A 21,632-nucleotide genomic window follows, 5' to 3' on the forward strand; every position below is an offset into this window, starting at 1 on the left:
ACGACCAGCTGTTGCGGATCGACCGAGGCGGGGTGAAGAGTGCCCCGACCACCGTCACCGGAACGACGGCGATCACCGCGAACGCGAATCCGGTGAGCAGCCGCCGAGGTTCCGCGGCCAGATGGGTGCGGGCAGGGTGCGCAGGTAGGGATCCCAGGACTTCTCCCGGTCGTCGGCGACTCCGACGCCGAAGGTGAACAGGAAGCTGCTCAGCACCGCGAACACGGTCAGCTGTGCGACGGCGGTCGTCGCCGCCACCGGGTCGTCGCCGAAGTCGAAGGGCAGCACGAAGAACAGCAGCGACAGCGCCGGGAACACCGCGGCCGAGACGAGCCCGATCGGCACCCGCAGGTTCTCCAGCAGCAGATAACGGAAGTGGACCAGCGTCAGACTCATCGGTTCGCCCCCTCGGGAGTGGTCAGGGAGAGGAAGGCCTCCTCCAGGGACGCGGGCCGCACCTGGAGGTCGCTGAACGGCACCCCGCTGTGGACGAGGTCGTGGACCAGCCGGTCGGCGTCGGAGGTGTGCAGTTCGTAGCGGTCCCCGGTGCGCACGACTCGGCCGATCCCGGCCAGCGGCGGCAGCTCGGGGGTGCGCAGGCTGACCATGGTGAGCGCGACGACTCCGCGCACCTGGTCGAGATCGCCGTCGGCGAGGATCCGGCCCGCCCCGATGACGACGACGCGCTGCGCGAGCTGCTCGATCTCCTCCAGATAGTGGCTGGTCAGCAGCACGGTGCCGCCGTCGGCGTGGAAGGCACGCACCCCGTCCCACAGCGCGCGCCGCGCCTCGACGTCGAGGCCGGTGGTCGGCTCGTCGAGCACGACGAGCCGAGGCTTGCCGACGAACGCGACGGCGAGCCGCCGCCGCTGGCCGCCGGACAGCCTCCCGGTCTGGCGCCGCTCCAGCCCGGTGAGCCCGAAGCGTTCGAGCACCTCGGCCGCGGGCAGCGGTGCCCGGTAATGCCGGGCGACGAAGCCGAGCACCTCGGCCGCGGGCAGCCCGGTGTCCTGCGGGGTCAGGCCGAGGGCGCGACGCCGGGCCGCGTCGCGCGGCGAGCCGCCGAACAGCTCCACCTGTCCGGCGTCGGGCCTGCGCAGCCCGACGAGCAGGTTGAGCAGTGTCGACTTGCCTGCGCCGTTGAGACCGAGCAGCCCGGTCAGCGAGCCTGCGGGGACGTCCAGGTCGACGCCGTCGAGCGCGACCGTCGCCCCGTATCGTCTGGTGACACCGATGGCGCGGCGAGCAGTTCCGTCATGAAGCACCTCCGTTCGAGGGGGGTTCGAGCAGCGTGCGCAGTGCGGCGGTGTAGTCCTCGAACGCTCGCCGCCCGATCTTGGTCAGCTCGACGTAGGTGACCGGGGTGCGCCGCTGGTGGCTCTTGGTGATCTCGACGTAGCCGGCGTCCTCGAGCTTGCGCAGGTGCGTCGAGAGGTTGCCCGCGGTCATCTCGAGCAGCTGCTGGAGCCGCGGAAAGGTGATCTTGTCGCCGGCCGGCAGCGCCGCGAGGCTGGAGGTGACCCGCAGCCGCGCCTGGGCGTGGATGACCGGGTCGAGCTCGGGCAGGCCGATCATGCGCGCCGTCCCCTGGTCAGCCGAAGTCCCGCGACGACGAGCAGCCCACCACCGACGCCGAGCCCCAGCACCAGCGAGTTGCCCGGCAGCCCGGCGAAGACCGACGCGACCGCGACCACCATGACCCAGGCACCGAGGGCGAAGTCGGGAATGCTGCTCCACGTCGCCCCGGTCAGCAGGTAGAGGGCGCCGACGACCAGCGCGAGCAGGGCCGGGCTGAGCACCGCCATCGCCGTGCCCGGCACGCCGAGCGCCGCCATGCCGGCGACGAACACGCCGACCGCGGACAGGCTGATCGCCCAGCCGAGGCCGTAGAACAGCCCCTGCCGGGTGGATGCGCCGGTGACGCCACGCCCGGGGCGGGCGCCCAGCACGGCGCTGGTCACGACGCCGACGGCGACGACCGCGGCCGTCGCCCAGCTCGCCGTGGCCGGGTCGAGGAGGAAGAACAGGACGCCGGTGGCCAGCCAGATCGCGCCCCACAGCGCGTAGAACAGCGCGATGTTCGGCATCACCTTCGACGACGTGCGGGCCTGCTCGCGCTCGATGATGGCCAGCGCGTCGGCGGCGCTCGGCGGGCCTTCGGCATCGGTGTGGTGCGGGTCGTTCATCGCAGTCCCCCAAAGTGCTCTGTAGTGACAGCTACTTTGTAACACAAACTTGAGTGCGAGGTGTCGCCGCCGTGACGCCAACCACTGAATCCGCCGGGCGCCGGCCTGCCCGCTCGCCCAGCCACCCACGCCCCCTCAACAAGATCGGCACCTGGGAACGGGCAACCGCGAATTTCGCGGCTCCCCCGCCCAAAAGTCGATCACAGGAGGGCGCGGTGGGGGTTGGGTTCGAGCTGGCGGCGGGTCACGGCCGGGGACCAGCCCGCCGCTCGATACCCTGGCCCGGTGACCGCGACGCGCTCCGAGCCGGCCGGCATGAGCCTGCTGGCCCAGCTCAGCCGGTTCGTCGCCGTCGGGGCGGTGTCGGCGCTGGTCGACTTCGGCGTCTACCACCTGCTGCTCAGCCTCGGCACCTACGTGCACCTGGCCAAGGCCGTCAGCTTCATCCTCGGCACCACCACCGCATACCTGCTCAACCGCCGTTTCACCTTCACCGGGGTGGACGGCGGGACGCGCCGGTTCGCGGCGTTCCTGCTGCTCTACGGGACGACGTTCGCCATCAACGTGGGTATGAACGCGGTCGCGCTCGCCGTGCTGCCCGAGATCGCGTTCAGGACCTCGATCGCCTGGGTCATCGCCCAGGGCTGTGCCACCGCGATCAACTTCGTGATGCTGCGGACCGTGGTGTTCCGCGCCGCCAAGCCCGCGACGGCCTGACCTCAGCTCGGGCGGTCGAACCGCTCCCCGCGGCCCTGGCGCACCAGCCGCAACCATTCGGCGAACTCGGCCGGACGCCGCTTGGTGACCAGGAAGTACCAGGCGAACCGGGGCAGCTCCAGCAGCCCGATCCGGCGCATGCCGGGCTGGGAGAGGAGGTAACCGCGGTTGCGGTAGGTGTAGTAGCGCTTCACCGGATCGTCCGGGTCGCGGGCGTGCAACCGGCCGCCGAGCATCGGCTTGTCTTCGCTCAGGCCGGCCGGGTGCAGGTAGGCCGCCCGCAGTGCGGTGCCGAACGGCAGCCCGGAGCGGACGAGCCTGCGATGCACCTCCACCTCGTCGCCCCGGACGAACAGCCGCAGGTCCGGAACGCCGATGACCTCGAGCGTCGAGGCCCGCAGCAGCGCCCCGTTGAACAGCGCCGCGATCCCGGGGAGCAGCTCGCCGTCGACGCCCTCCAGAGCCGAGCGCGTCTTGTGCCAGGTCAGGCCGCGGCGCAGCGGGAACGCCAGCTTGTCCGGATCGGATTTGTCCGCGACGACGGGCGAGACCCCCGCCAGCCCCCTGCGGGAGGCGAGCTCGACGAGGGTGGCGAGCGTCGTCTCGTCGGCCGGGTACCCGTCGTCGTCACCGAGCCAGAGCCAGTCCGCGCCCAGCGCCAACGCGTGCAGGATGCCGAGGGCGAACCCGCCCGCGCCGCCGAGGTTGCGCCAGGAGGGCAGCCACGTCGCCGGCAGCCCGCAGGCCTCGACGACGTCGCGGGCCGGCTGGTCGGGCCCGTTGTCGACCACGATCAGATGGGCGATCGGATGTGTCTGCTTGGCCATAGCGGCCAGCGAGTCGATCAGCTGCTCGCAGCGGTGCCGGGTGACGACGACGGCGACGACGGAACCGGGTGGCAGCGGACCGGTCACCGCGACTCGAACTCCGCGAGCACGTCGTGGCCCTTGTAGTGGTGCAGAACCTCGCGCAGCGGCCCGTGCTCGCGGATGGTGCCGTGGTCCATCCAGATCGCGGTCTCGCACAGGTCGGCGAGGAACTCGTCGGAATGCGAGGCGAACACGAGGATCCCGGAGCGCTCGACCAGCTCGAACAGCCGGTCGCGGGCCTTGGCCAGGAACTCGGCGTCGACGGCGCCGATGCCCTCGTCGAGCAGCAGGATCTCCGGGTCGATGCTGGTGACGACGCCGAGCGCGAGCCGCACCCGCATGCCCGTGGAGTAGGTGCGCAGCGGCATCGACAGGTAGTCGCCGAGTTCGGTGAACTCCGCGATGTCGTCGATCCGCGCCTCCATCTGTTTCTTCGTCATCCCGAGGAACAGCCCGCGGATCAGGATGTTGTCCAGCCCGGAGATCTCCGGGTCCATCCCGACGGCGAGGTCGAAGACCGGGGCGACCTTGCCGTGCACGAAGGAACGTCCGCGGGTCGGCTCGTAGATGCCCGACATCAGCCGCAGCAGGGTGGACTTGCCGGCACCGTTGTGCCCGACCAGCGCCACCCGGTCGCCCTTGCGCAGCGACACGTTGATGCTGCGCAGCGCCTCGATGATCGGGACCTTGCTCTCGGTGCCGATGCGCCCGCCGGCCTTGCCGAGCACGGCCTTCTTCAGCGAACGCGACTTGGCGTCGAAGATCGGGAAGTCGACGCCGGCGTCGACGATGTCGATCCGCGGTGCGCCGTTGCCGTTCTCGGTGCTCACGCCCCTCACACCCAGTACGCGACGCGCGCGCGGTAGTTGCGCAGGCAGACCAACGCGGCAGCCCAGCCGACGATGGTGATCACGCCGACGACATACCAGTGTCGTAGGACGATCGGGTCGCCGAGCATCGGCTGGCGCATGATCTCGACGAAGTGCAGCGCCGGGTTCAGCTCGGCGAGCCGGGCCCGTTCCGCGACGGCGGGGTTCGAGACCAGCCGCTCGTAGGACCACACGATCGGCGTCATGAAGAAGACCAGCTGGGTCACACTCGCGATGATCGGCGGGATGTCCCGGAACCGGGTCGCGATGATGCCGGTCAGGATCGCGATCCACCCGCCGTTGGCGACCAGCACCGCGAAGGCGGGCAGCGCGACCAGCGTCGTCCAACCCAGCGGATGCGGAAAGATGATCATGAGGATCACCCAGACCACCAGGTTGTGCAGGAAGAACAGGGTCTGCCGCCACACCAGCCGGTAGACGTGCAGGCTCAGCGGCGCGGGCAGGAACCGGATCAGGCCCTCGTTGGCGATGAAAACCTCGCTGCCCTCGAGGATGCAGCCGCTGATGAAGTTCCAGATCAGCAGCCCGACCGCGACGTAGGGCAGGAACGTCTCGATCTGCTCCTGGAACAGCGCCCCGTAGAGGATGCCCATCGCGGTGGCGATGACGGCCATGCTGATGCTGATCCACAACGGGCCGAGCACCGAGCGGCGGTAGCGCTGCTTGATGTCCTGCCAGCCCAGGTAGCCCCACAGCGGACGCTGCCGCCAGCCCTGGCGCAGGTCGCCGAAGGCGCGCTGCCAGCTGCGGGGACCCGGGACGTCGTCGGCGAGCGGGCGCGCCCCCTCGGCGCGCTCGTCGTCGGCGGTCACGGTCACGGCCACGGCCCGAGGGTACCGGCGGGTGACGGGACGGCGACGCCCGGTCGGAGCCCGCCGTCCCGTCACCCGAGGCGGCTAAAGGTACTGGCCGGTGCCCCGGCCCAGGCCCTCCGGCATCTGCTGAGGACTCCCGCCCGCGCCCGGCGGCAGGCCGCGGCGCATCTGCTCCAGCTGGGCTCGGGCCGCCATCTGCTGGGCGAACAGCGCGGTCTGGATGCCGTGGAACAACCCCTCCAACCAACCGACGAGCTGGGCCTGCGCGATGCGCAGCTCGGCGTCGGACGGCGTGGCCTCGTCGGTGAACGGCAGGCTCAGCCGGTGCAGCTCCTCGCGCAGTTCGGGGGCCAGGCCCTGCTCGAGTTCCTTTATCGAGTTCTCGTGGATCTCGCGGAGCCGCGCCCGGGACGCCTCGTCGAGCGGTGCGGCGCGGACCTCCTCGAGCAATTGTTTGATCATGGTCCCGATGCGCATGACCTTGGCGGGCTGCTCGACCATCGAGCCGACGCCCTGATCCTCGCCGTTCTCGTCCTCGCTCGACTGCGGGACGTGGGCGACCCCCACGGGCCGTCCGTCCGGCCCGATCACCATGACCTGCTGCTCGGGGCTCTCTGCCGTGTTCTGGTCTCCCGGCTGGCTCATGTCTCCATGATGACGCCGACGTCTGCATCTGTCGCCGCGGCCCCCGGCGTCGAAGATCAGCGGGCCGCCGGTGCCAGCAGCAAGATCTTGCCGATCACGCCGCCCTCTTCGAGCATCCGGTGTGCCTCGGCGGCGTCCTCCATCGGGACCCGGGCATGCACGATCGGCGTGACCCGGCCGTCGGCGACGAACGGCCAGATCTCCTCCCGGACTCCGGACACGATCCGGCCCTTACCGTTGGGCCCCTCGACCGGCCGTCCGCGCAGACCCATCGCGGTGATGCTGGCCCGCTTGGCGAGCAGGGCACCGATGTTGAGCTCGGCGCGTACCCCGCCCTGCATCCCGATGATGATCAGACGGCCGTCCTTGGCGAGCGCGGCGATGTTGTTCGCCAGGCCCTTGGCGCCCAGGTTGTCGAGGATGACGTCGGCGCCGTGGCCGTCGGTGGCCTTCTTGAGCTCCGCGGCGACGTCGTCGTGGTAGTCGATCGCGATATCGGCGCCGAGGTCGCGGCAGCGCTGCAGCCGTTCCGGGGTGCCGGCCGTCGCGGCGACCCTGGCGCCGAGCGCCTTGCCCACCTGGATGGCGTGCGTCCCGATGCCACCGCTGCCGCCCTGTACGAGGAGCGTCTCGCCGGCGTTCAGCCGTCCCGCGGCGACGACGTTGGACCACACCGTGCAGGCGATCTCGGGCAGCCCGCCGGAGGTCACCACGTCGACACCGCCGGGCACGGGCAGCACCTGCGCCGCGGGCACCGCCACCTTCTCGGCGTAGCCGCCCCCGGCCAGCAGCGCGCACACCTCGTCCCCGATCCGCAGATCGATGACGCCATCGCCGATCGCGGAGACCGTGCCGGAGCCCTCCAACCCGATGATGTCCGATGCGCCGGGCGGGGGCGGGTAGTTGCCCTGCCGCTGCAGCAGGTCGGCCCGGTTGACCGCCGAGGCGGCCACATCGATGACGACCTCGCCGGGCCCGGCCTGCGGGTCCGGCACCTCGGTCCACCGCAGGACGTCGGGGCCGCCGGGCTCGCGCACAGTGATCGCGTACATGGACAAGGACGTTATGCCGTCCCGCGGTATGGGGCACCCTCCGTGGTCATGGACCCGGTGGACCATCCCGAGCCATGGCCGCTGCGCCTGCTCGTGCTGCGCACCCCGCGCCTCGAACTGCGTCCGGACGACGACGAGGGCCTGCTCGAGCTCGTCGCCGAGGCCTATCGCGGGGTTCATCCGCCCGAGGAGATGCCGTTCCTCGTGCCGTGGACCGACGCCGACCCGCCCTACCTCGGGCGCGGGATCCTCCAGCACTTCTGGCAGCAGCGCTCGGCCCTCTCGCCGACGAATTGGTCGGTGCATTTCCTGGTGCGTCTCGACGGGGCCGTTATCGGCGTGCAGAGCCTGAGCGCGGTCGACTTCGCGATCACCCGCGAGGTCAGCACCGGGTCCTGGATCGGCCTGCGCCATCAGCGCCGGGGGATCGGCACCGAGATGCGCGCCGCCGTGCTGGCCTTCGCATTCGACCACCTCGGCGCGCTGCGCGCGCGTTCCGCCGCGTTCGCGGACAACGCCGCGTCGCATCGGGTTTCGGCGAGGCTCGGATACCGCCGCGACGGCACGCTCACGGTCGCGCGCCGCGGCAGACCCGCCGAGGAGGTGCGATACCTGCTGGAACGCGAGTGGTTCGTCCGGCCGGACTGGACGCTGCAGGTCGAGGGCCCCTGTGAGTGCGTAACAGTGTTCTAACGCTGTTACGCACTCACAGGGGGGTTGAGCTGCGGAAACTCACCCCAGGTTGACTCCGCGGGAAAACGTGTCGCAGCGCGCCGGGTCGCCTGTCCGGAAGCCGGTCGTGTACCACTTCTCCCGCTGCGCGGAACTGCCGTGGGTGAACTGGCTCTCGTCGACGCGGCCCCCGCCGAGGTTGGACTGGATGAAGTCATCCCCGATCCGCTCGGCGGTGTCGAGCGCGGCGTTGACGTCGTCCCGCGTGACATCAGTGATCAACGGCCGGCCGCCGGCGGTCGGGACGCTGGTCGCGTGGTTGGCCCAGACACCGGCGTAGCAGTCGGCCTGCAGCTCCAGCCGCACCGAACCGGACGTGGGCCCGGAATCGCCCGCGCGCACGCGCCGGTTGATGCCGAGCAGGTTCTGCACGTGGTGGCCGTACTCGTGGGCGATCACGTAGGCGCGGGCGAACGGCCCACCCTGGGCCCCGAAGCGAGTCTCCAGTTCCTGGAAGAACCTCAGGTCGATGTACACCTCGGAATCCGCAGGGCAGTAGAACGGCCCGACATCCGATGTCGCGCTGCCGCACCCGCCGGTGTTGACCCCGCCCCTGAAGAAGTTCGTGCGTGGCGGACGGTAGGTCTGTCCGGACCGCGCGAACGCGTCGGACCAGTAGCCATCGAGAGAATTCGTGACGGCGATGACCTCGCAGTCGAGCTTTGTGTTGGCGTCGGCGCCGGTTCGACAACTCTCCGCGATCTCGCTGTTGTTGGCGCTCTGCCCGCTCCCGAGGCCCGACAGGCCGCCGGGTAGCGCGACACCGCCGCCTCCGCCCAGGCCGCCGAGCTGCGACAACAGGAAGAAGAGGATCAGCCCGACGATCCCGACCCCGCCGCCACCGATCGCAACTCGGCCCCCGAGCCCCCCACCTCCGCCGCCCGAGCCTCGCAAGTCGTCGATATGCGAGGTATCGAGATCAGCGTTCTCGTCGAACCGCATCGGCTTCTCCCCCGACCGTGCCAGCGCCCAGCGAGCAGAAATCCCACCACATCACCCGTACGTGGGCGACTGGGGCCCGCCGGGAGAGGACGAGGCACCGTGAGTCCGTGGGCAGGAGGGACGGGCCCCGGGTACCCGCCGACCCGCGCACCCCTGGGCCTGCGGCGCCGGCGGCTAGGCTGCGGTACGGAAGCGTGGCAGAGCGGCCGAATGCACTCGCCTTGAAAGCGAGAGACCCGCGAGGGTCCGGGGGTTCGAATCCCTCCGCTTCCGCAGGTAAGGAGCAAGATCAATGATCGTGCTGATCATTTGTGTCCCGTTGACAGTAACCATCGCGTCACGCGCGATAGCTGTGGCCGTCCTCTGTCAGGCGCCCGGCCGTGCGCTTCGTGGCCAGCGCGGAGCACGGACGCAGGAGGCCTCGTACGCTGAGGGACGTGGTCACCCTTGCCGAGGACCTCTTCCTGCTGGCCTGTGACGATGAGACCGGCAGGTTGCTGACCGGTCCCGCTCGCCTGGACCTCGGGCTCGGCGGTGCGCTGCTACTGGATCTGGCGTTGCGCGAGCGCGTGGCGCTGGTCGACTCCCACGTCACCGTCGTCGACCCCGCGGCCACCGGTGACCTGTTGCTGGACGCCGCTCTGTCCAAGATCGCCGGTGAGGCCAAGGCGCGAGACCGCGGCTACTGGGTCCGCCACCTGGCCAAGGGAGTCCGCGCGGCGGTGGAGGACCGTCTGGTCGCGGCCGGGGTGCTCCGGCACGACGACCACAGGATGCTGGGCCTCATCCCCACGGGGCACTGCACGCCCGAGGTCGACGGCCGGATCGAGCACGAGCTGGTGGGCCACCTGCACGACGCCGTGGTCCTGGGCCATCCGGCCTCGCGTGAGACCGCGGCCGTGGCCTCGCTGGCCTTGGCCGTCGGGCTGGAGCGGCACCTCTTTCCCCGGGCGGACCGGCGCGCGGTCAGGCACCGGATGCAGGAGATCGCGGAGGGGCAGTGGGTCGGCGCGGCGGTCCGGCAGGCCGTCGTCGCCCTCGACGCCGCCCTGGGGATCGTGCCTTCGCCGGGGTGGGCAGTGGAGTCCACGAGCTGGTGATCCACTCACGGGACGGCCTGGCCTGATCGGTGTCACCCGGTGGCGGGCTCGGTGAAGTCGGGGCGCTCCAGCAGCCAGGAGACGATGAGGCCGGCGATCAATCCCCAGAACGCCGCACCGATGTTCAAGAACTTGATGTCGGCCACGGTCACCACGAACGTGACCAGTGCCCCCAGGGTGAACCGGCTGCTGAACGCGGTCACGAAGGAGGACTGCAGCACCCGCAGCATCGCCAGCCCTCCGAGCGCGGCGATGAACGCCGGCGGGGTGGCCAGCATCAGCTGGGTGAACAGCGGCGCGAACAGTCCGAACAGGATCGCCAGCAGCCCGCAGACGATGCCGGCGGTGTAGTGGCGCGCCCGCTCCCCCGAGGCCGTCAGCAGGGCGTTCGTCGGCCCGGTCAGGCAGGTCGACACCGCCCCGACCACCGCGGCGAGCAGCGACCACACACCGCAGGCGATGGTGGTCACGTTGACCGGCGCGGCGTGCCCGGCGGCCCTCAGCACCGCCACCCCCTGACCGTTCTGCACCACCAGAACCGTGATCGTCAGCGGGACGACCAGCTCGACCATCGCCTGCAGCGACCACTGCGGCGCCTGGAAGACCGGTGCGGCGATCCACCCCGTCGCCGTGGGCCCGGGGTTGAAGCGCCCGGACAGCGCCACGGCGACGACTCCCACCAGCAGCGCGCCGATGATCGGCGGCAGCCAGCGACCAAGCGAGGCCCACGCGCTGAGCAGCAGGAACAGCAGCACCATCGGCGCGGCGATGAGTACGTCCCGACCCAGCGCGAGCACCAGTTCGGTGCCGAAGCGCAGGAACACCCCCGCGACCATCCCCATCACGATCGGCATCGGGATGGCAGCCATCGCCTTGCGGACCCATCCGCTCAGCCCCAGGACGAGGATCAGCAGCCCGGTGGCGAAGAACGCCCCGATGACCTGAGGCCAGCTCAGGTGGGTCAATGCGGGACCGACGAGCACGGTCCCGGGGATCGTCCAGAAGAATGCCAGCGGCTGGCGGTACAGCCAGCAGGCGAGCACGGTGAGGAAGCCGTTGAGGACGAAGACGCCGAAGATCCAGGACGCGAGCTGCTCCTGGGACAACCCGCCTTGGGTGCCGACCGCGAGGATCACCGCCACCGGCCCGGTGGCAGCGAAGATCAGCCCGATCAGCCCGTTGGCGGCGTAGCTCGCGCCGAAGTCCTTGGCCAGGCGATGCAGGCCGGGGGGAGGTTGAGCGGGACGCTCGATCAGACGAGGTGTGGTCCCCTTGCCAGGAGCGGCGTTCGGCTCGGTGTGCTCGGATTCCATGGTCACCCCTGTTCGCTCAGCGCCTCACGCTCTCCCGCGCAGAGCTGACGGCGTTCCCGCGGAGGGGCACCGTCGCACCTTCGGGGTGTTCCGCCCAGCCCTCTCGTCGGCTCGGCAACGTCGTCGTCGTGCCCCTGGTGGGTGCACCACCAGGGGCTGCCATCGGAGATCCTCAGCCCGTCAGACGTCCCGACAGCTGCTCGACGAGGCGTAGCAGTGCGGTGTTGTCGAGCACGCCGATGTCCTTGGCTCTCCCGGCCCCGGCCACGGTCGTCAAGGCCGACGAGCAACGGCCAGCGGCATCCGTTCTCAGACCGCGCCTCTCTCCGTGCGAGCCGGAACAGATGAGCCGCGGCGGCAGCGGGCAGAACGCAGACGAGGCCGAGGGAGACCGCCTTCGGGCAGACCGGCGGGTGGTGTGGACGGCGCGCGAACTGGCCCGTGAGCTCGCCGTCGGCCTGCCGTGCGCGGCGGCATCGAACTCCGCATTCCTGCCCAGCGAGGACCTCATCGGGGCGATGCAGGTCTCCTCGAGAAACGTGCCCCAGAGTTCAAGGGGCGGTGACGCCGACCAGCTCGACGCAGCAGACACCGGTCGCGGTGCGCGCCAGTCGGGTGTCGGATGTCACGAGGGTGAGTGCACGTTGCTCCGCGAGAGCCACGTACGCCGCGTCATAGCTGCTGATGTTGTCGCGAAGCTGCCACATTCGCGGGAGAAGCCCGTCGAGCGGTACGTGCTCGACACCCAGGCGCGGTATCCGTGCAACGGCCCACTCCGCGCGGTCGAGGGAGAGTTTTCCGGCAAGGCTCAGCCCGCGCAGGACCGAGAAGAGCTCGGCCTTCCAGTGTTCGGGAGCCGCCCATGCCGGGTCCCGGGTGAGCACGGTGCGGGCGGCACGTCCACGTTCCCCGTCGTAGACGAGCATGTTGGCCAGTGCGGATGCGTCGACGACGATCACACCGTCCCGCCGGCGCGGCCCGGTGCGGCCGTCCCCTCGGCGCGCTCGGCGCGAAGGACGTCGGCGGCGTCCGGTGCATCGTCCCCCACCCCGCCCCCGCGCGCGAGGTCACGCTCGATCTCCGCGATGATCTGCCGGTTGCGGCCGAACGCGGCCTGCTGTTTGAGGACTCCCAGCAGGAACGCCTGCAGTGATTGCCCTGCGCTGCGGGCTTCCCGCGCCAGGACGTCCTTCACGTCATCGGGAACGTCGCGAATCGTGATTACTGTCGACATGCATACATAATGAATTCATTCTGCTGCCTATTCAAGTTCACGCCGGGTCGGTCGCGGTCAGCATGCCGCGGGTGCCATCTCGGCCCACCGGGCTGCGGATAGCCACTCGGCACGCAACACGACCAGATCCCGCACCCGTTCGGCCCGAAGGCAGAGCCCGGCCAGGGCCCAGGCGTGCCGACTCAGCCCTTCGACCGGGCAGTTCGCACGGTCGGCTGACTTCGGCGGTAGGAGACCGCCGCAGCGAGTTCGGCGTCGAGGCTGCAGCAGTCGGAGCACGACCGTCGGACGACCATGCGTCGAGCGTCGAGATCCACGTCAGACCACTGCAACCGGACGATGGTCGGTCATCGATTCGTCAGCGGCGCGAGCACGAGATCGAACTTGATGCTGGTCCACGGATCATCGAGCGAACGCCCGTCCGGGGCCGTACCCGGCGAGTGCTCCGCGAAGTCGACCACCAGCTCATCCTTGACCCCGAAGACGGCGTCGCGGCCCAGGTACGGGTCACCGGCCCGGAAGATGTGCGTCACCAGCGGCCAGTAACCGGGTGCGGTGACCTTGAAGTGCAGGTGCGCCGGGCGCATCGGACTGCGGCCGGTGGCCGTGAGCAGGTCACCGACCGGGCCGTCGTCCGGAATCGGGTAGGGTGCCGGGCGGACCGACCAGAAGCGGTACTCGCCACCCGGCCCGGCGCGCAGCCAACCGCGCCCCGCTGTCCGGTTGCCCTCGTACTGCACATCGTAGAAGCCGTCCTCGTCGGCCTCCCAGACGTCGATCCGCGCATCGGGGATCGGCTCGCCGGATGTCGATCGCACGGTGCCGGACACCCAGCACGGCCTGCCCTTGGCACCCTGCGCGATGTCGCTGCCGAGCGGGATCTCCGGTGCGTCGGCGACGAAGAACGGCCCGAACACCGTCGACTCGGTCGCTCCCTCGGTGGCCGGCGCGTTGATGCCGACGGTGAGCATCGACAACCCGAGAACGTCGGAGAGCAAGATGAACTCCTGGCGGCGATCGTCGGTGATGTGCCCGACGCGGGTGAGGAACCGGATGCCTGCCTCCCACTCGGCCTGCGTGAGCCGGACCTCCCGCGCGAACGCGTGTAGATGCCGGGTGAGGCTCTGTATCACCTCGCGCAGCCGGTCGTCCTTCGTCTCAGTGAAGCTCGCGACGACACTGTCGGTCACCGCCTGCTCGCGCCCGTCCTGCTGGTTCACATGTCCTCCCCGTCCAGGCGGCTCCCACCCAGCCGCCGAAGCGACCCGTCTCCGACGGAAACGGAGTTGTCCTCCGGCACGGAAGGCTCGGTGAGCGCTGCGACGGTGTCGAGTTGGTCCTCTCGCAAGCCGAGCTCGCGCAATCCGCACGGCACGGCCGGCTCGTCGGCCAGGGCGCGAAGCTCCGCATCCCGCCTCCGGATCTCGTCGCGGCCCCGTCCACCCTGTCGCGTGGTCGACGACCTGTCCAGCGCCATCTACGGCCATGGTCTCGGACGTGCCAGAGTGCCGGAATCGTCGTCTTCGTAGACCAGAGCCGACGAGCCGAGATCGCTTGGCCACGACGCCGTGCGCGTCGAGAGCCGGAGGGACTGCGAGTCCCGCGCTCCCTCCCAGCGGTCACTGGTGGCGCTGTTCGCGATGGGACGCGAGCCGCCGCGCGAATAAGGCGTTCGACCTCAGGCAAGGAGGACGCGATGACCACGAAGACCGCCACGAGCCGATCCTGGCGAAGGTGATCTCGCGGGACGGCACCCCGATCGCCTACTGGCGCAGCGGGCAGGGCCCGGCGTTGATCCTGGTCCACGGCACCACCGCCGACCACACCCGGGTGGAAGACGGTGCTGCCGCTGCTGGATGCGCCGCCGAACCCGGCGCCGCACAGTGACGAGTCGACCCGTCCTGCTGCGCGGGCACCGGCGCGGTGTCGAGCATTCCGGGCCCGAAGACCTCGGTGTGGATGCGATCGGTTGGCATCCCCCGCTCACCAGGACCACCGGGACATCACCCGAATCCAGGGTGAGGTCGCCGGCTGGCGGACCGAGGAGCAGCACGTCGTCGGTGTGCACGTGCTCATGCAGACGGTCGGAGACCTCCCCGTCGGGAGCGCCGTTCTCGCCGCGCACCCGCCGGACGGTGATCCGCAGCGATCCACGACCGGGCCCCTGGGACAGCGAGTACTGGCGCGGCTGTCGGCGACCGTCGGGCAGGGTCACCATGACCGAGACGTACTGCCCCGGGCGAAAGTCCGGCACCGGGCCGTCATCGTCGGGCACGAGGGTGAACGTTGCCGCGTCGTCGGCGTCGTCGATGCGCTTGGCGACTCGCCATGGCCGCCACGGCTGGGCCGGGTCAATGTCACCCTGCTGGTACAGCCGGGCCTCCGCGGCGATCAACTGGCAGGCGAGCAGCCAGTACACCTCGTCCCACGCCGCGTGCGCCTCGTCGGTGACCGCCTGCCCCAGCACCTCGCGGACCGCGCCGAGCAGGTGCCGGCCGACGATCGTGTACTGCTCGGCGGTGATCCCGAGCGACACGTGCTTGTGCGCGATGTGCTTGGCGATCGGGGCGAACGGCGCCTTACGGTCCCCCAAGAGGTGCTCGGTGAACATCACCACCGCACCGGCCAGTGCCTGGCGCTGCTTGCCGTTGGCTTGTTCCCCTGGTTGAACAGATCCAGCAGTTCGGGGTGGGCGGCGAACATGGACGGGTAGAACTCAGAAGTGATCTTCACGGCGTGGGCGCGCACCGCGGGCAGCGTCGCGCGCACCACGCCGGCGGAGGACTCCGACAGCACAGTGTTCTTTCGTATGAGGTCAAGGCCGTTGCCAGCCGATGGCGAGCAGCAACGGGCCGGTCGGGGCCTTTACCAACTCCTGGATCTGCACCTCATCCCGGGGGCGAGGGGCCCGGGACGGGAGGCGGCGGCCCGGGGTCGGGGGCCTTCTCCGCGGCGCCGCGGAACGCCTCGGCAAGCCCCAGCAGGTGGTTGAGCAGGTCGCCGACGGTGGTCCGGGCGCAGGGCGTGGGCGCGGTGAGCCGGTCGTCCGGGATGCCGTCGAGCAGCCGGGCGAGGCGGGCGGCGGCGGGTTCGAGGTCTACGGGTGCTGTCATGCCAGGAAGGACCGGCGCGGGGGTCGCGACTCATCGGTCCAGGCCGGGCCGCGGCTCCCTGCCCGGCCGTGAGCCGGGTGCGTCCCGGAGCGGGAACCGGCGAGGGCTCAGGACGGATCGGTCAGGAACTCCGCCGCCGCGGCGGCGAGGTGCGCCGGATCGGCCACCCCACACAGCTCGCGGGCCGAATGCATCGACAGCACCGGAATACCGACGTCGACGGTCCGGATGCCCAGCCGGGTCGCGACGATCGGGCCGACGGTCGTCCCGCACGGCACGGTGTTCTTGCCGACGAAGTACTGGGTCGGCACTCCGGCGGCGCGGCACGCCCGCTGCCACGCTGCGGCGCCCGGAGCGTCGGTGGCGTAGCGCTGGTTGGCGTTGACCTTCATCGCCGGACCCCGGTTGGGCAGCGAGCGGTGCGTCGGATCGTGGTGGCCGAGGTAGTTGGGATGCGCGGCGTGCGTGACGTCGACGGACAGGCAGCGCGACGTCGCGAACAGCCGAGCCCGGGCGTCGAAGCCCCCGGCCAGCCGGGTGAGCACCGTCTCCAGCAGCGGGCCCGCCGCCCCGGTCGCGGTGCCACTGCCGATCTCCTCGTGGTCGAACCCGACGAACACCGGCACCACCGAGGGCTCGCGCGCGGCCGCGTCGAGCAGCGCGGTGATCCCGGCGTGCGCGGACGCGAGGTTGTCCAGCCGCGGCGCGGCCAGCAGCTCCTTCTCCCCGCCGAGCCGCGCGGGCGGGGTGAGGTCGTGGACGACGAGGTCGTGCGCGGCGATCTCGTCGGGGTCGACGTCCACCTCGCCGGCCAGGAAGCCGAGCAGGTCGCCGTCCGCGGCGGCGCCGAGACCCCAGATCGGCAGCAGGTGCTGCTGCGCGTCCAGCCGCAGCCCCTCGTTGTTCACGGATCGGTCGAGGTGGATCGCCAGCTGCGGCACCCGCAGCAGCGGCCGGGCGACGTTCACCAGCAGCGTCGATCCGTCGTAGCGGACGAGCCGCCCGGCCAGACCGAGGTCGCGGTCGAGCCAGGAGTTCCACAGCGCCCCGCCGTAGACCTCCACGGCGATCTGCCGCCAGCCGCCTGCCCCGGTATCCGGCAGCGGCTTGACCTTGAGCGTCGGCGAGTCGGTGTGGGCGGCGAAGATCCGCAGCGGCGCCGGCCCGCCGCGCTGCCACCAGGCGAGCACGGTGCCGTCGCGAACCTGGTAGCGCCCGCCCACACCGGTGTTCCATTCGCCCGTCTCGGGCTGTTCGGCGAACCCGGCAGCGGTCAACCGGCGTACGGTCTCCGCGACCGCGTGATACGGGGTCGGGCTCGCTGTGATGAACTCCGCGAGATCCAGTGCGAGGTCAGCCATATGAGGCATCCTCCCCCTGTGCCCGGGCAGCGCTTCGACGTGGTCATCGTGGGTGGTGGTTCCGCGGGTTGCGTGCTGGCGGCGCGGCTGTCGGAGGATCCCGGACGCCGGGTGCTGCTGCTGGAGGCCGGACCGGCGCCGCGCCGCGTTGCGGACTTTCCATCGGCGGCCCGCGATGTCACCTCGCTCGCCGCGACGGCCGCAGCACACGCGCTGAACTGGGCGTATCCGGTCGAGCTGGTCCCGGGTCGGGCCGATGTGGTGGCCCGCGGCCGGATCCTGGGTGGGTCGGGCGCGATCAACGGCGGGTACTTCATCCGTGCGACCCCCACCGACGCCGACGGCTGGGGGATTCCCGGCTGGACGTTCGCCGATCTGCTGCCCGCCTACGTCCGGTCCGAGCGCGATCTGGACCGCACCGGGCCCGGTCACGGCGACCGCGGTCCGATCCCGGTGCGCCGCCCCGCGGACGCTCTGCGCAGCCCGACGACCGACCCGTTCCTCGAGGCCGCCGCGCGGCTCGGTTTCCCGGCCGAACCGGACAAGAACGCCGGCGGGTCGCCGGGGGCCGGGCCGGTGCCGTCCAACGCCGTTGATGGCCTGCGGGTCAGCGCCGCGATCGGATACCTGCTGCCGGTGCTCGATCGGCCGAACCTATGCGTGCGCGGCGACACCCCGGTCGTCCGGGTGCTGCTCGACGACGACCGCGCCGTCGGCGTCGAGACGCAGCGCAGGGTCGTCGAGGCCGGGGAGGTCGTGCTCGCGGCCGGGGCGGTGAACACCCCGCACCTGCTGCTGCTGTCCGGTATCGGCCCCGCCGACGACCTGCGCGCCGCCGGGATCGAGGTCCGCCACGACCGGCCGGGGGTCGGCCGCAACTGGTCGGACCATCCCGCCGTCTTCGTCGGTTTCCGCCCGCGGGCGGCCGCTGCGCCGCATCCGCACGCCGTCACGGCGCAGGCGGCGCTGCATCTGGACTCGGGGGCCGACCCCGCCGGCGACCTGGAGATCCTGCTGTTCACCCGACCCTTCGTCGACGGCGGGCCGCTGCACCTGATGTGCGCGCTGCAGGCGCCGCGCAGCCGCGGCGTGCTCACCGTGACTTCGCCCGATCCGGCCGCCCGGCTGCGGATCCGGCAGCGCTACCTGCGCGATGAGGCCGACCGTCGCCGGCTGCGGCATGCCGTGCGCATCGCGGCCGGGCTGCTGCGCGCCGGGCTCGGCGAGCGCGACGGGCTCGACGGCTGGGTGCTCGGCGTCGATCACCGGCTCGACGGCTGGCTGCGCGAGCGGCTCACGACCTCGGCGCATCTGTGCGGCAGCGCGGCCATGGGACCGGCCGGTGATCCCGAGGCGGTCGTCGACGGGCGGCTGCGGGTGCACGGGATCGACGCGCTGCGCGTGGTCGACACCTCCGTGCTGTCGGTGGTGCCCCGCCGCGGCCCCGCGGCCACCGCGATCGCGCTGGGCGAGCGCGCCGCCGCACTAGGTTGGGGAGCTTGACGTCCTCCCCCGCCCGAAGGCCGGGGATTCCACTACGCGACCGGGGAGGTCACGGATTGAGGTTCGCGATTCGCCGGCGCCCGCAACCGGGTGCCTCCCCGCGCGGTCACGGCCCGTCCGGCCGCGATGTTCCGCGCCGCGTTCCGGTCGGCGTGGCTCGCGTGTCCGCAGGCGAAGAGAGCTTGGCGCTGGCGACTCTCCGCCGCGACATGCCCGCAGACCGAGCAGCGCTGGCTGGTGAACGCGAGGTTGATCTTCTCGACCCGGTCGGGGGCCTTGTCGGCCAGCCGCCGGACCAGGCCGCCCCATCCGGCGGCCAGGATGGACCGGTTGAGCCCGGCCTTGGCCCGCACGCTGCGGCCCGGGGTCTCGGCGGTGCCCCGCGCGGAGTGGGTCATGACGGTGATCCGCAGGTCCTCCACCCGGATCAGGTCGTAGCGGCGGGCCAGCGCGGTGGAGGTCTGCTCGATCCAGTCGCGGCGCCGGTCGGCCTCCCGGGCGCGCAGCCGGGCGATGGCCGCGCGGGTGCGGCGCAGCCGCACCCAGCCCACCTTAGGCACCCACACCCGCGACCAGCGGCGGCCCAGCTGCGCGACCCGGCGGGCCTGCGGCCCGACGATGCGGAAGCCCTCGTGCCGGCCCTTGCGCCGCCAGGTCGGGCGGCCCTGGGTGCCGCCCCGCCAGTTCCGTCGAGCACGTACCGGGCGTGCATGCAGTGCGCGAGCAGGCCGGCCTCCTGCTCGGAGGTCGGGTACAGGCGGAATCTCACCGTGTCACCGTTTCACGCCCCACCGACAGTTTCGCGAAGGGAGGCAGCGCCGTTCCTCCGCCCGCCGAAGCGAGCGGTCTCCCGGCGCAACTCTGATGACCGTGGCGGACAACCCGTTCCTGGCGCCGAGTCCCCTGCCCTACCAGCTACCCGACTACCGCCGGATCATCGACGAGCACTATCTGCCCGCGTTCGAGCACGGGATGGCGCAGCAGCGCGCCGAGGTCGAGGACATCGCCGCGAACCCGCAGCCGCCGACGTTCGAGAACACGATCGTGGCCCTGGAGCGCTCCGGACAGGTGCTGACCAGGGTCTCCGCCGTGTTCTTCGGCCGGGCCAGCGCCCACACGAACTCGGCCATCGAACAACTCCAAGCCGAGATCGCACCGCGGCTGGCCGCGCACCGCGACGCCATCGAGCTCGACCCACGGCTCGTCGCGCGCATCCGCGACCTGCACGACCGGCGTGACGCGCTCGACCTCGACCCCGAGTCGCTGCGGTTGCTGGAGCGCTACCACCTCGACGCGGTCCGCGCCGGGGCCGAGCTCGGCGAGGCGGACCAGCAGCGCCTGCGCGCGCTCAACGCCGAGCTGTCGACGCTGTCCACGGTGTTCGGTACCCGATTGCTGGCCGAGATGAACGATTCGGCCGTGGCGGTCGACGATCCCGCGCGGCTCGACGGTCTGCCGCCCGATGCGATCGCTGGGTTGGCGTCGGCCGCGACGGCTCGCGGGCGCGACGGTTACCTGCTCACCCTGGTCCTGCCGACCGGGCAGCCCGCGCTGGCGTCGCTCACCGACCGGGAACTGCGTGCCCGGCTGTTCGACGCCTCGGCCTCGCGGGGCGCGCGGGGCAACGACAATGACACGCGCGAGCTCGTGCTGCGGCTGGTGGCGCTGCGCGCCGAACGCGCCCGGCTGCTGGGGTTCGCCAACCACGCCGAGTATGTGATCGCGGACAGCACGGCGGGATCCGTCGAGAACGTGACGGCGCTGCTGGCCGGGCTGGTCCCGGCGGCGGTGGCGAACGCGGAGACCGAGGCGGTCGAGCTGCAGGCCGCGGTCGACGCCACCGGGAGCGGACACGAGTTCGCCCCGTGGGACTGGGGGTACTACGCCGAACAGGTCCGCCGCGAGCGCTACGACCTCGACGTGACCACGTTGCGTCCCTACCTCGAGCTCGATCGGGTGCTGCACGACGGCGTCTTCCATGCCGCCGGGTGGTTGTATGGGCTGCGTTTCGTCGAGCGCCGCGACCTGCCCATGTACCACGAGGACGTGCGGGTCTGGGAGGTCTTCGACGCCGAGGGCCCGCTCGGGCTGTTCGGCGCCGACCTGTATGCCCGCGAGACCAAACGCGGCGGCGCCTGGATGAACGCGCTCGTGGCGCAGGCGCATCTGCTGGGCACACGGCCGGTCGTGATGAACACGCTCAACATCGCGAAACCGCCCGCGGGCGAGCCGACGCTGCTGACGTTCGACGAGGTCAGGACGTTGTTCCACGAGTTCGGGCACGCCCTGCACGGGCTGCTGTCCGATGTGCGCCATCCCCGATTCTCCGGCACGAACGTGCCGCGCGACTTCGTCGAGTACCCGTCACAGGTCAACGAGATGTGGTCGGTGTGGCCGGAGGTACTGGCCAACTACGCCCGGCACCACCAGACCGGTGAGCCGATGCCGCCGGAGCTGGTCGAGCGGCTGCTGGGCGCGCGCCGGTACGGCCAGGGCTTCGCGACCCTGGAATACCTCGCCGCCGCGCTGCTCGATCTGGCCTGGCACAGCCTCGGTGCCGACGACGAGTTCGACGGAGACGATGTCGTGCAGCGCTTCGAGGCCGAAGCCTTGGCCAAAGCCGGGGTGGCGCTGTCCGTGGTGCCGCCACGCTACCGAAGCACCTACTTCAACCACATCTTCGCCGGTGCCTACAGCGCGGCCTACTACTCCTATATCTGGTCGGAGGTCCTCGACGCCGACACGGTCGAGTGGTTCAGGGAGAACGGTGGGTTGCGCCGTGAGCTGGGCGACGCGTTCCGGCGCGCGCTGCTGGCCAAGGGCGGCAGCGTCGACGGGATGGAGGCCTACCGCGCCTTCCGCGGCCGCGATCCCGAGATCGCCCCGCTGCTGGCCCGCCGCGGCCTCAGTTGATACTCGCGGGCTGATCCCGGCTCCGGGCCGGCGCCGGTGCCGCATCGTCCAGAATGGATCTGCCAAACCTGTTGACAATCGTTTTCATGCAGTCGGATTACAGCTGTGAATTCCAGTCAGGACGGGCGCTGATCTGTGATTTTACGTCCTTGTGGCCAGCCGTTTCCGAGCCCGCTGAGCTGCAGAAACGATCATGCTCGCTACATCAAACGGGCTATTGACGTGGCCTGCGTCACCTGACCACACT

General features: G+C 71.1%; 23 protein-coding genes, 1 tRNA gene and 1 pseudogene. 6 read left to right on the plus strand and 19 right to left on the minus strand.

Going from position 1 to position 21,632, the window contains the following annotated elements; all coding sequences use genetic code 11:
- Positions 1 to 72 precede the first annotated feature (72 nt).
- Genes G567_RS35900 through G567_RS31715 form a run of 4 tightly spaced genes read right to left on the minus strand, consistent with a single transcriptional unit; the run spans position 73 to position 2,186 of the window.
- On the minus strand, positions 73 to 396 hold the full coding sequence (locus G567_RS35900; protein WP_245585516.1) for a hypothetical protein: 324 nt from the start codon (positions 394 to 396) through the stop codon (positions 73 to 75).
- Positions 393 to 1,265, minus strand: coding sequence for an ABC transporter ATP-binding protein (locus G567_RS0102925; protein WP_028928783.1), 873 nt, complete (start codon positions 1,263 to 1,265; stop codon positions 393 to 395). Before G567_RS0102925 ends, G567_RS35900 begins: the two co-directional genes overlap by 4 nt.
- On the minus strand, positions 1,255 to 1,575 hold the full coding sequence (locus G567_RS0102930) for a transcriptional regulator (protein ID WP_028928784.1): 321 nt from the start codon (positions 1,573 to 1,575) through the stop codon (positions 1,255 to 1,257). The genes G567_RS0102925 and G567_RS0102930 overlap by 11 nt, the downstream gene beginning before the upstream one ends.
- Complete coding sequence (locus tag G567_RS31715; protein WP_051232160.1) at positions 1,572 to 2,186, minus strand: hypothetical protein; 615 nt, start codon at positions 2,184 to 2,186, stop codon at positions 1,572 to 1,574. Before G567_RS31715 ends, G567_RS0102930 begins: the two co-directional genes overlap by 4 nt.
- 315 nt (positions 2,187 to 2,501) lie before the next feature.
- On the opposite strand from G567_RS31715, the gene G567_RS0102940 reads away from it, so the two are divergent.
- A complete protein-coding gene (locus G567_RS0102940) occupies positions 2,502 to 2,903 on the plus strand; it encodes a GtrA family protein (RefSeq protein WP_051232243.1) in 402 nt (133 codons plus the stop codon).
- 2 nt (positions 2,904 to 2,905) lie between these two features.
- On the opposite strand, the gene glfT1 is transcribed toward G567_RS0102940, so the two are convergent.
- From glfT1 to G567_RS0102965, 5 genes are all read right to left on the minus strand, one after another.
- Positions 2,906 to 3,817 (minus strand): galactofuranosyltransferase GlfT1, encoded by a 912-nt coding sequence (glfT1, locus tag G567_RS0102945; RefSeq protein ID WP_147200890.1) that lies wholly within the window; start codon positions 3,815 to 3,817, stop codon positions 2,906 to 2,908.
- A complete protein-coding gene (gene wzt, locus G567_RS0102950) occupies positions 3,814 to 4,602 on the minus strand; it encodes a galactan export ABC transporter ATP-binding subunit Wzt/RfbE (protein WP_028928787.1) in 789 nt (262 codons plus the stop codon). The genes glfT1 and wzt overlap by 4 nt, the downstream gene beginning before the upstream one ends.
- A gap of 5 nt (positions 4,603 to 4,607) precedes the next feature.
- Positions 4,608 to 5,480 (minus strand): galactan export ABC transporter permease subunit Wzm/RfbD, encoded by an 873-nt coding sequence (wzm, locus tag G567_RS0102955; RefSeq protein WP_373865876.1) that lies wholly within the window; start codon positions 5,478 to 5,480, stop codon positions 4,608 to 4,610.
- A 78-nt stretch (positions 5,481 to 5,558) separates the two neighbouring features.
- Positions 5,559 to 6,122 carry a bacterial proteasome activator family protein gene (locus tag G567_RS0102960; protein WP_028928789.1) on the minus strand — a complete coding sequence of 188 codons (564 nt, stop codon included), beginning with the start codon at positions 6,120 to 6,122 and terminating at the stop codon, positions 5,559 to 5,561.
- A 56-nt stretch (positions 6,123 to 6,178) separates the two neighbouring features.
- Positions 6,179 to 7,174, minus strand: coding sequence for an NAD(P)H-quinone oxidoreductase (locus G567_RS0102965; RefSeq protein WP_028928790.1), 996 nt, complete (start codon positions 7,172 to 7,174; stop codon positions 6,179 to 6,181).
- A gap of 48 nt (positions 7,175 to 7,222) precedes the next feature.
- Between G567_RS0102965 and G567_RS0102970 the strand changes: the two genes are divergently transcribed.
- Entirely contained in the window at positions 7,223 to 7,867 is a 645-nt protein-coding gene (locus tag G567_RS0102970; RefSeq protein WP_028928791.1) for a GNAT family N-acetyltransferase, read from the plus strand.
- 39 nt (positions 7,868 to 7,906) lie between these two features.
- On the opposite strand, the gene ypfJ is transcribed toward G567_RS0102970, so the two are convergent.
- Positions 7,907 to 8,848: a KPN_02809 family neutral zinc metallopeptidase gene (gene ypfJ, locus G567_RS0102975; RefSeq protein WP_028928792.1), complete on the minus strand. Its 942-nt coding sequence runs from the start codon at positions 8,846 to 8,848 to the stop codon at positions 7,907 to 7,909.
- Between the two features lie 188 nt (positions 8,849 to 9,036).
- Here ypfJ and G567_RS0102980 point away from each other — a divergent pair.
- Both G567_RS0102980 and G567_RS0102985 read left to right on the plus strand, forming a co-directional pair.
- A tRNA-Ser gene (locus tag G567_RS0102980) sits at positions 9,037 to 9,121 on the plus strand.
- 164 nt (positions 9,122 to 9,285) lie between these two features.
- Positions 9,286 to 9,948, plus strand: coding sequence for a GOLPH3/VPS74 family protein (locus tag G567_RS0102985; protein ID WP_051232163.1), 663 nt, complete (start codon positions 9,286 to 9,288; stop codon positions 9,946 to 9,948).
- A gap of 32 nt (positions 9,949 to 9,980) precedes the next feature.
- On the opposite strand, the gene G567_RS0102990 is transcribed toward G567_RS0102985, so the two are convergent.
- The 7 genes and pseudogenes from G567_RS0102990 to G567_RS0103030 form a co-directional block, all read right to left on the minus strand.
- Positions 9,981 to 11,261 carry a benzoate/H(+) symporter BenE family transporter gene (locus G567_RS0102990; RefSeq protein WP_084795792.1) on the minus strand — a complete coding sequence of 427 codons (1,281 nt, stop codon included), beginning with the start codon at positions 11,259 to 11,261 and terminating at the stop codon, positions 9,981 to 9,983.
- 551 nt (positions 11,262 to 11,812) lie between these two features.
- Positions 11,813 to 12,220, minus strand: a complete 408-nt coding sequence (locus G567_RS0103000) for a type II toxin-antitoxin system VapC family toxin (protein ID WP_028928795.1) — start codon at positions 12,218 to 12,220, stop codon at positions 11,813 to 11,815.
- Positions 12,217 to 12,495 carry a FitA-like ribbon-helix-helix domain-containing protein gene (locus G567_RS26510; RefSeq protein ID WP_037055588.1) on the minus strand — a complete coding sequence of 93 codons (279 nt, stop codon included), beginning with the start codon at positions 12,493 to 12,495 and terminating at the stop codon, positions 12,217 to 12,219. The genes G567_RS0103000 and G567_RS26510 overlap by 4 nt, the downstream gene beginning before the upstream one ends.
- Positions 12,496 to 12,842: 347 nt before the next feature.
- Positions 12,843 to 13,715 carry an intradiol ring-cleavage dioxygenase gene (locus G567_RS0103010; RefSeq protein ID WP_028928796.1) on the minus strand — a complete coding sequence of 291 codons (873 nt, stop codon included), beginning with the start codon at positions 13,713 to 13,715 and terminating at the stop codon, positions 12,843 to 12,845.
- 755 nt (positions 13,716 to 14,470) lie between these two features.
- Positions 14,471 to 15,291 (minus strand): annotated as a pseudogene (locus G567_RS26515) (globin domain-containing protein); the annotation flags it as partial.
- Positions 15,292 to 15,383: 92 nt separating this feature from the next.
- Positions 15,384 to 15,608, minus strand: coding sequence for a maleylpyruvate isomerase N-terminal domain-containing protein (locus tag G567_RS0103025; RefSeq protein WP_028928798.1), 225 nt, complete (start codon positions 15,606 to 15,608; stop codon positions 15,384 to 15,386).
- A 107-nt stretch (positions 15,609 to 15,715) separates the two neighbouring features.
- Entirely contained in the window at positions 15,716 to 16,969 is a 1,254-nt protein-coding gene (locus tag G567_RS0103030) for a M18 family aminopeptidase (RefSeq protein WP_028928799.1), read from the minus strand.
- Between the two features lie 18 nt (positions 16,970 to 16,987).
- On the opposite strand from G567_RS0103030, the gene mftG reads away from it, so the two are divergent.
- A complete protein-coding gene (gene mftG, locus G567_RS0103035) occupies positions 16,988 to 18,472 on the plus strand; it encodes a mycofactocin dehydrogenase MftG (protein ID WP_028928800.1) in 1,485 nt (494 codons plus the stop codon).
- A gap of 32 nt (positions 18,473 to 18,504) precedes the next feature.
- Here mftG and G567_RS26520 read toward each other — a convergent pair whose 3' ends face one another.
- Entirely contained in the window at positions 18,505 to 19,014 is a 510-nt protein-coding gene (locus G567_RS26520) for a zinc ribbon domain-containing protein (RefSeq protein WP_051232165.1), read from the minus strand.
- Positions 18,900 to 19,241, minus strand: a complete 342-nt coding sequence (locus tag G567_RS37010) for a helix-turn-helix domain-containing protein (RefSeq protein ID WP_373865875.1) — start codon at positions 19,239 to 19,241, stop codon at positions 18,900 to 18,902. Before G567_RS37010 ends, G567_RS26520 begins: the two co-directional genes overlap by 115 nt.
- Positions 19,242 to 19,336: 95 nt before the next feature.
- Between G567_RS37010 and G567_RS0103045 the strand changes: the two genes are divergently transcribed.
- On the plus strand, positions 19,337 to 21,385 hold the full coding sequence (locus G567_RS0103045; RefSeq protein WP_028928801.1) for a M3 family metallopeptidase: 2,049 nt from the start codon (positions 19,337 to 19,339) through the stop codon (positions 21,383 to 21,385).
- Positions 21,386 to 21,632 lie beyond the last annotated feature (247 nt).

Origin of the sequence: Pseudonocardia asaccharolytica DSM 44247 = NBRC 16224 (genome assembly GCF_000423625.1) — a bacterium.
GTDB lineage: Bacteria > Actinomycetota > Actinomycetes > Mycobacteriales > Pseudonocardiaceae > Pseudonocardia > Pseudonocardia asaccharolytica.

What these genes read in the sequence shown, in the direction of transcription:
- G567_RS26510 (WP_037055588.1), bottom strand. Translation starts at nt 12,495, where the DNA reads ATGTCGACAGTAATCACGATTCGCGACGTTCCCGATGACGTGAAGGAC.
- G567_RS0102990 (WP_084795792.1), bottom strand. Translation starts at nt 11,261, where the DNA reads ATGGAATCCGAGCACACCGAGCCGAACGCCGCTCCTGGCAAGGGGACC.
- G567_RS35900 (WP_245585516.1), bottom strand. Translation starts at nt 396, where the DNA reads ATGAGTCTGACGCTGGTCCACTTCCGTTATCTGCTGCTGGAGAACCTG.
- G567_RS0102965 (WP_028928790.1), bottom strand. Translation starts at nt 7,174, where the DNA reads ATGTACGCGATCACTGTGCGCGAGCCCGGCGGCCCCGACGTCCTGCGG.
- G567_RS0102970 (WP_028928791.1), top strand. Translation starts at nt 7,223, where the DNA reads ATGGACCCGGTGGACCATCCCGAGCCATGGCCGCTGCGCCTGCTCGTG.
- G567_RS0103025 (WP_028928798.1), bottom strand. Translation starts at nt 15,608, where the DNA reads ATGACAGCACCCGTAGACCTCGAACCCGCCGCCGCCCGCCTCGCCCGG.
- G567_RS0103030 (WP_028928799.1), bottom strand. Translation starts at nt 16,969, where the DNA reads ATGGCTGACCTCGCACTGGATCTCGCGGAGTTCATCACAGCGAGCCCG.
- G567_RS31715 (WP_051232160.1), bottom strand. Translation starts at nt 2,186, where the DNA reads ATGAACGACCCGCACCACACCGATGCCGAAGGCCCGCCGAGCGCCGCC.
- G567_RS0103045 (WP_028928801.1), top strand. Translation starts at nt 19,337, where the DNA reads ATGACCGTGGCGGACAACCCGTTCCTGGCGCCGAGTCCCCTGCCCTAC.
- G567_RS0102940 (WP_051232243.1), top strand. Translation starts at nt 2,502, where the DNA reads ATGAGCCTGCTGGCCCAGCTCAGCCGGTTCGTCGCCGTCGGGGCGGTG.
- G567_RS0102960 (WP_028928789.1), bottom strand. Translation starts at nt 6,122, where the DNA reads ATGAGCCAGCCGGGAGACCAGAACACGGCAGAGAGCCCCGAGCAGCAG.
- ypfJ (WP_028928792.1), bottom strand. Translation starts at nt 8,848, where the DNA reads ATGCGGTTCGACGAGAACGCTGATCTCGATACCTCGCATATCGACGAC.
- G567_RS0102930 (WP_028928784.1), bottom strand. Translation starts at nt 1,575, where the DNA reads ATGATCGGCCTGCCCGAGCTCGACCCGGTCATCCACGCCCAGGCGCGG.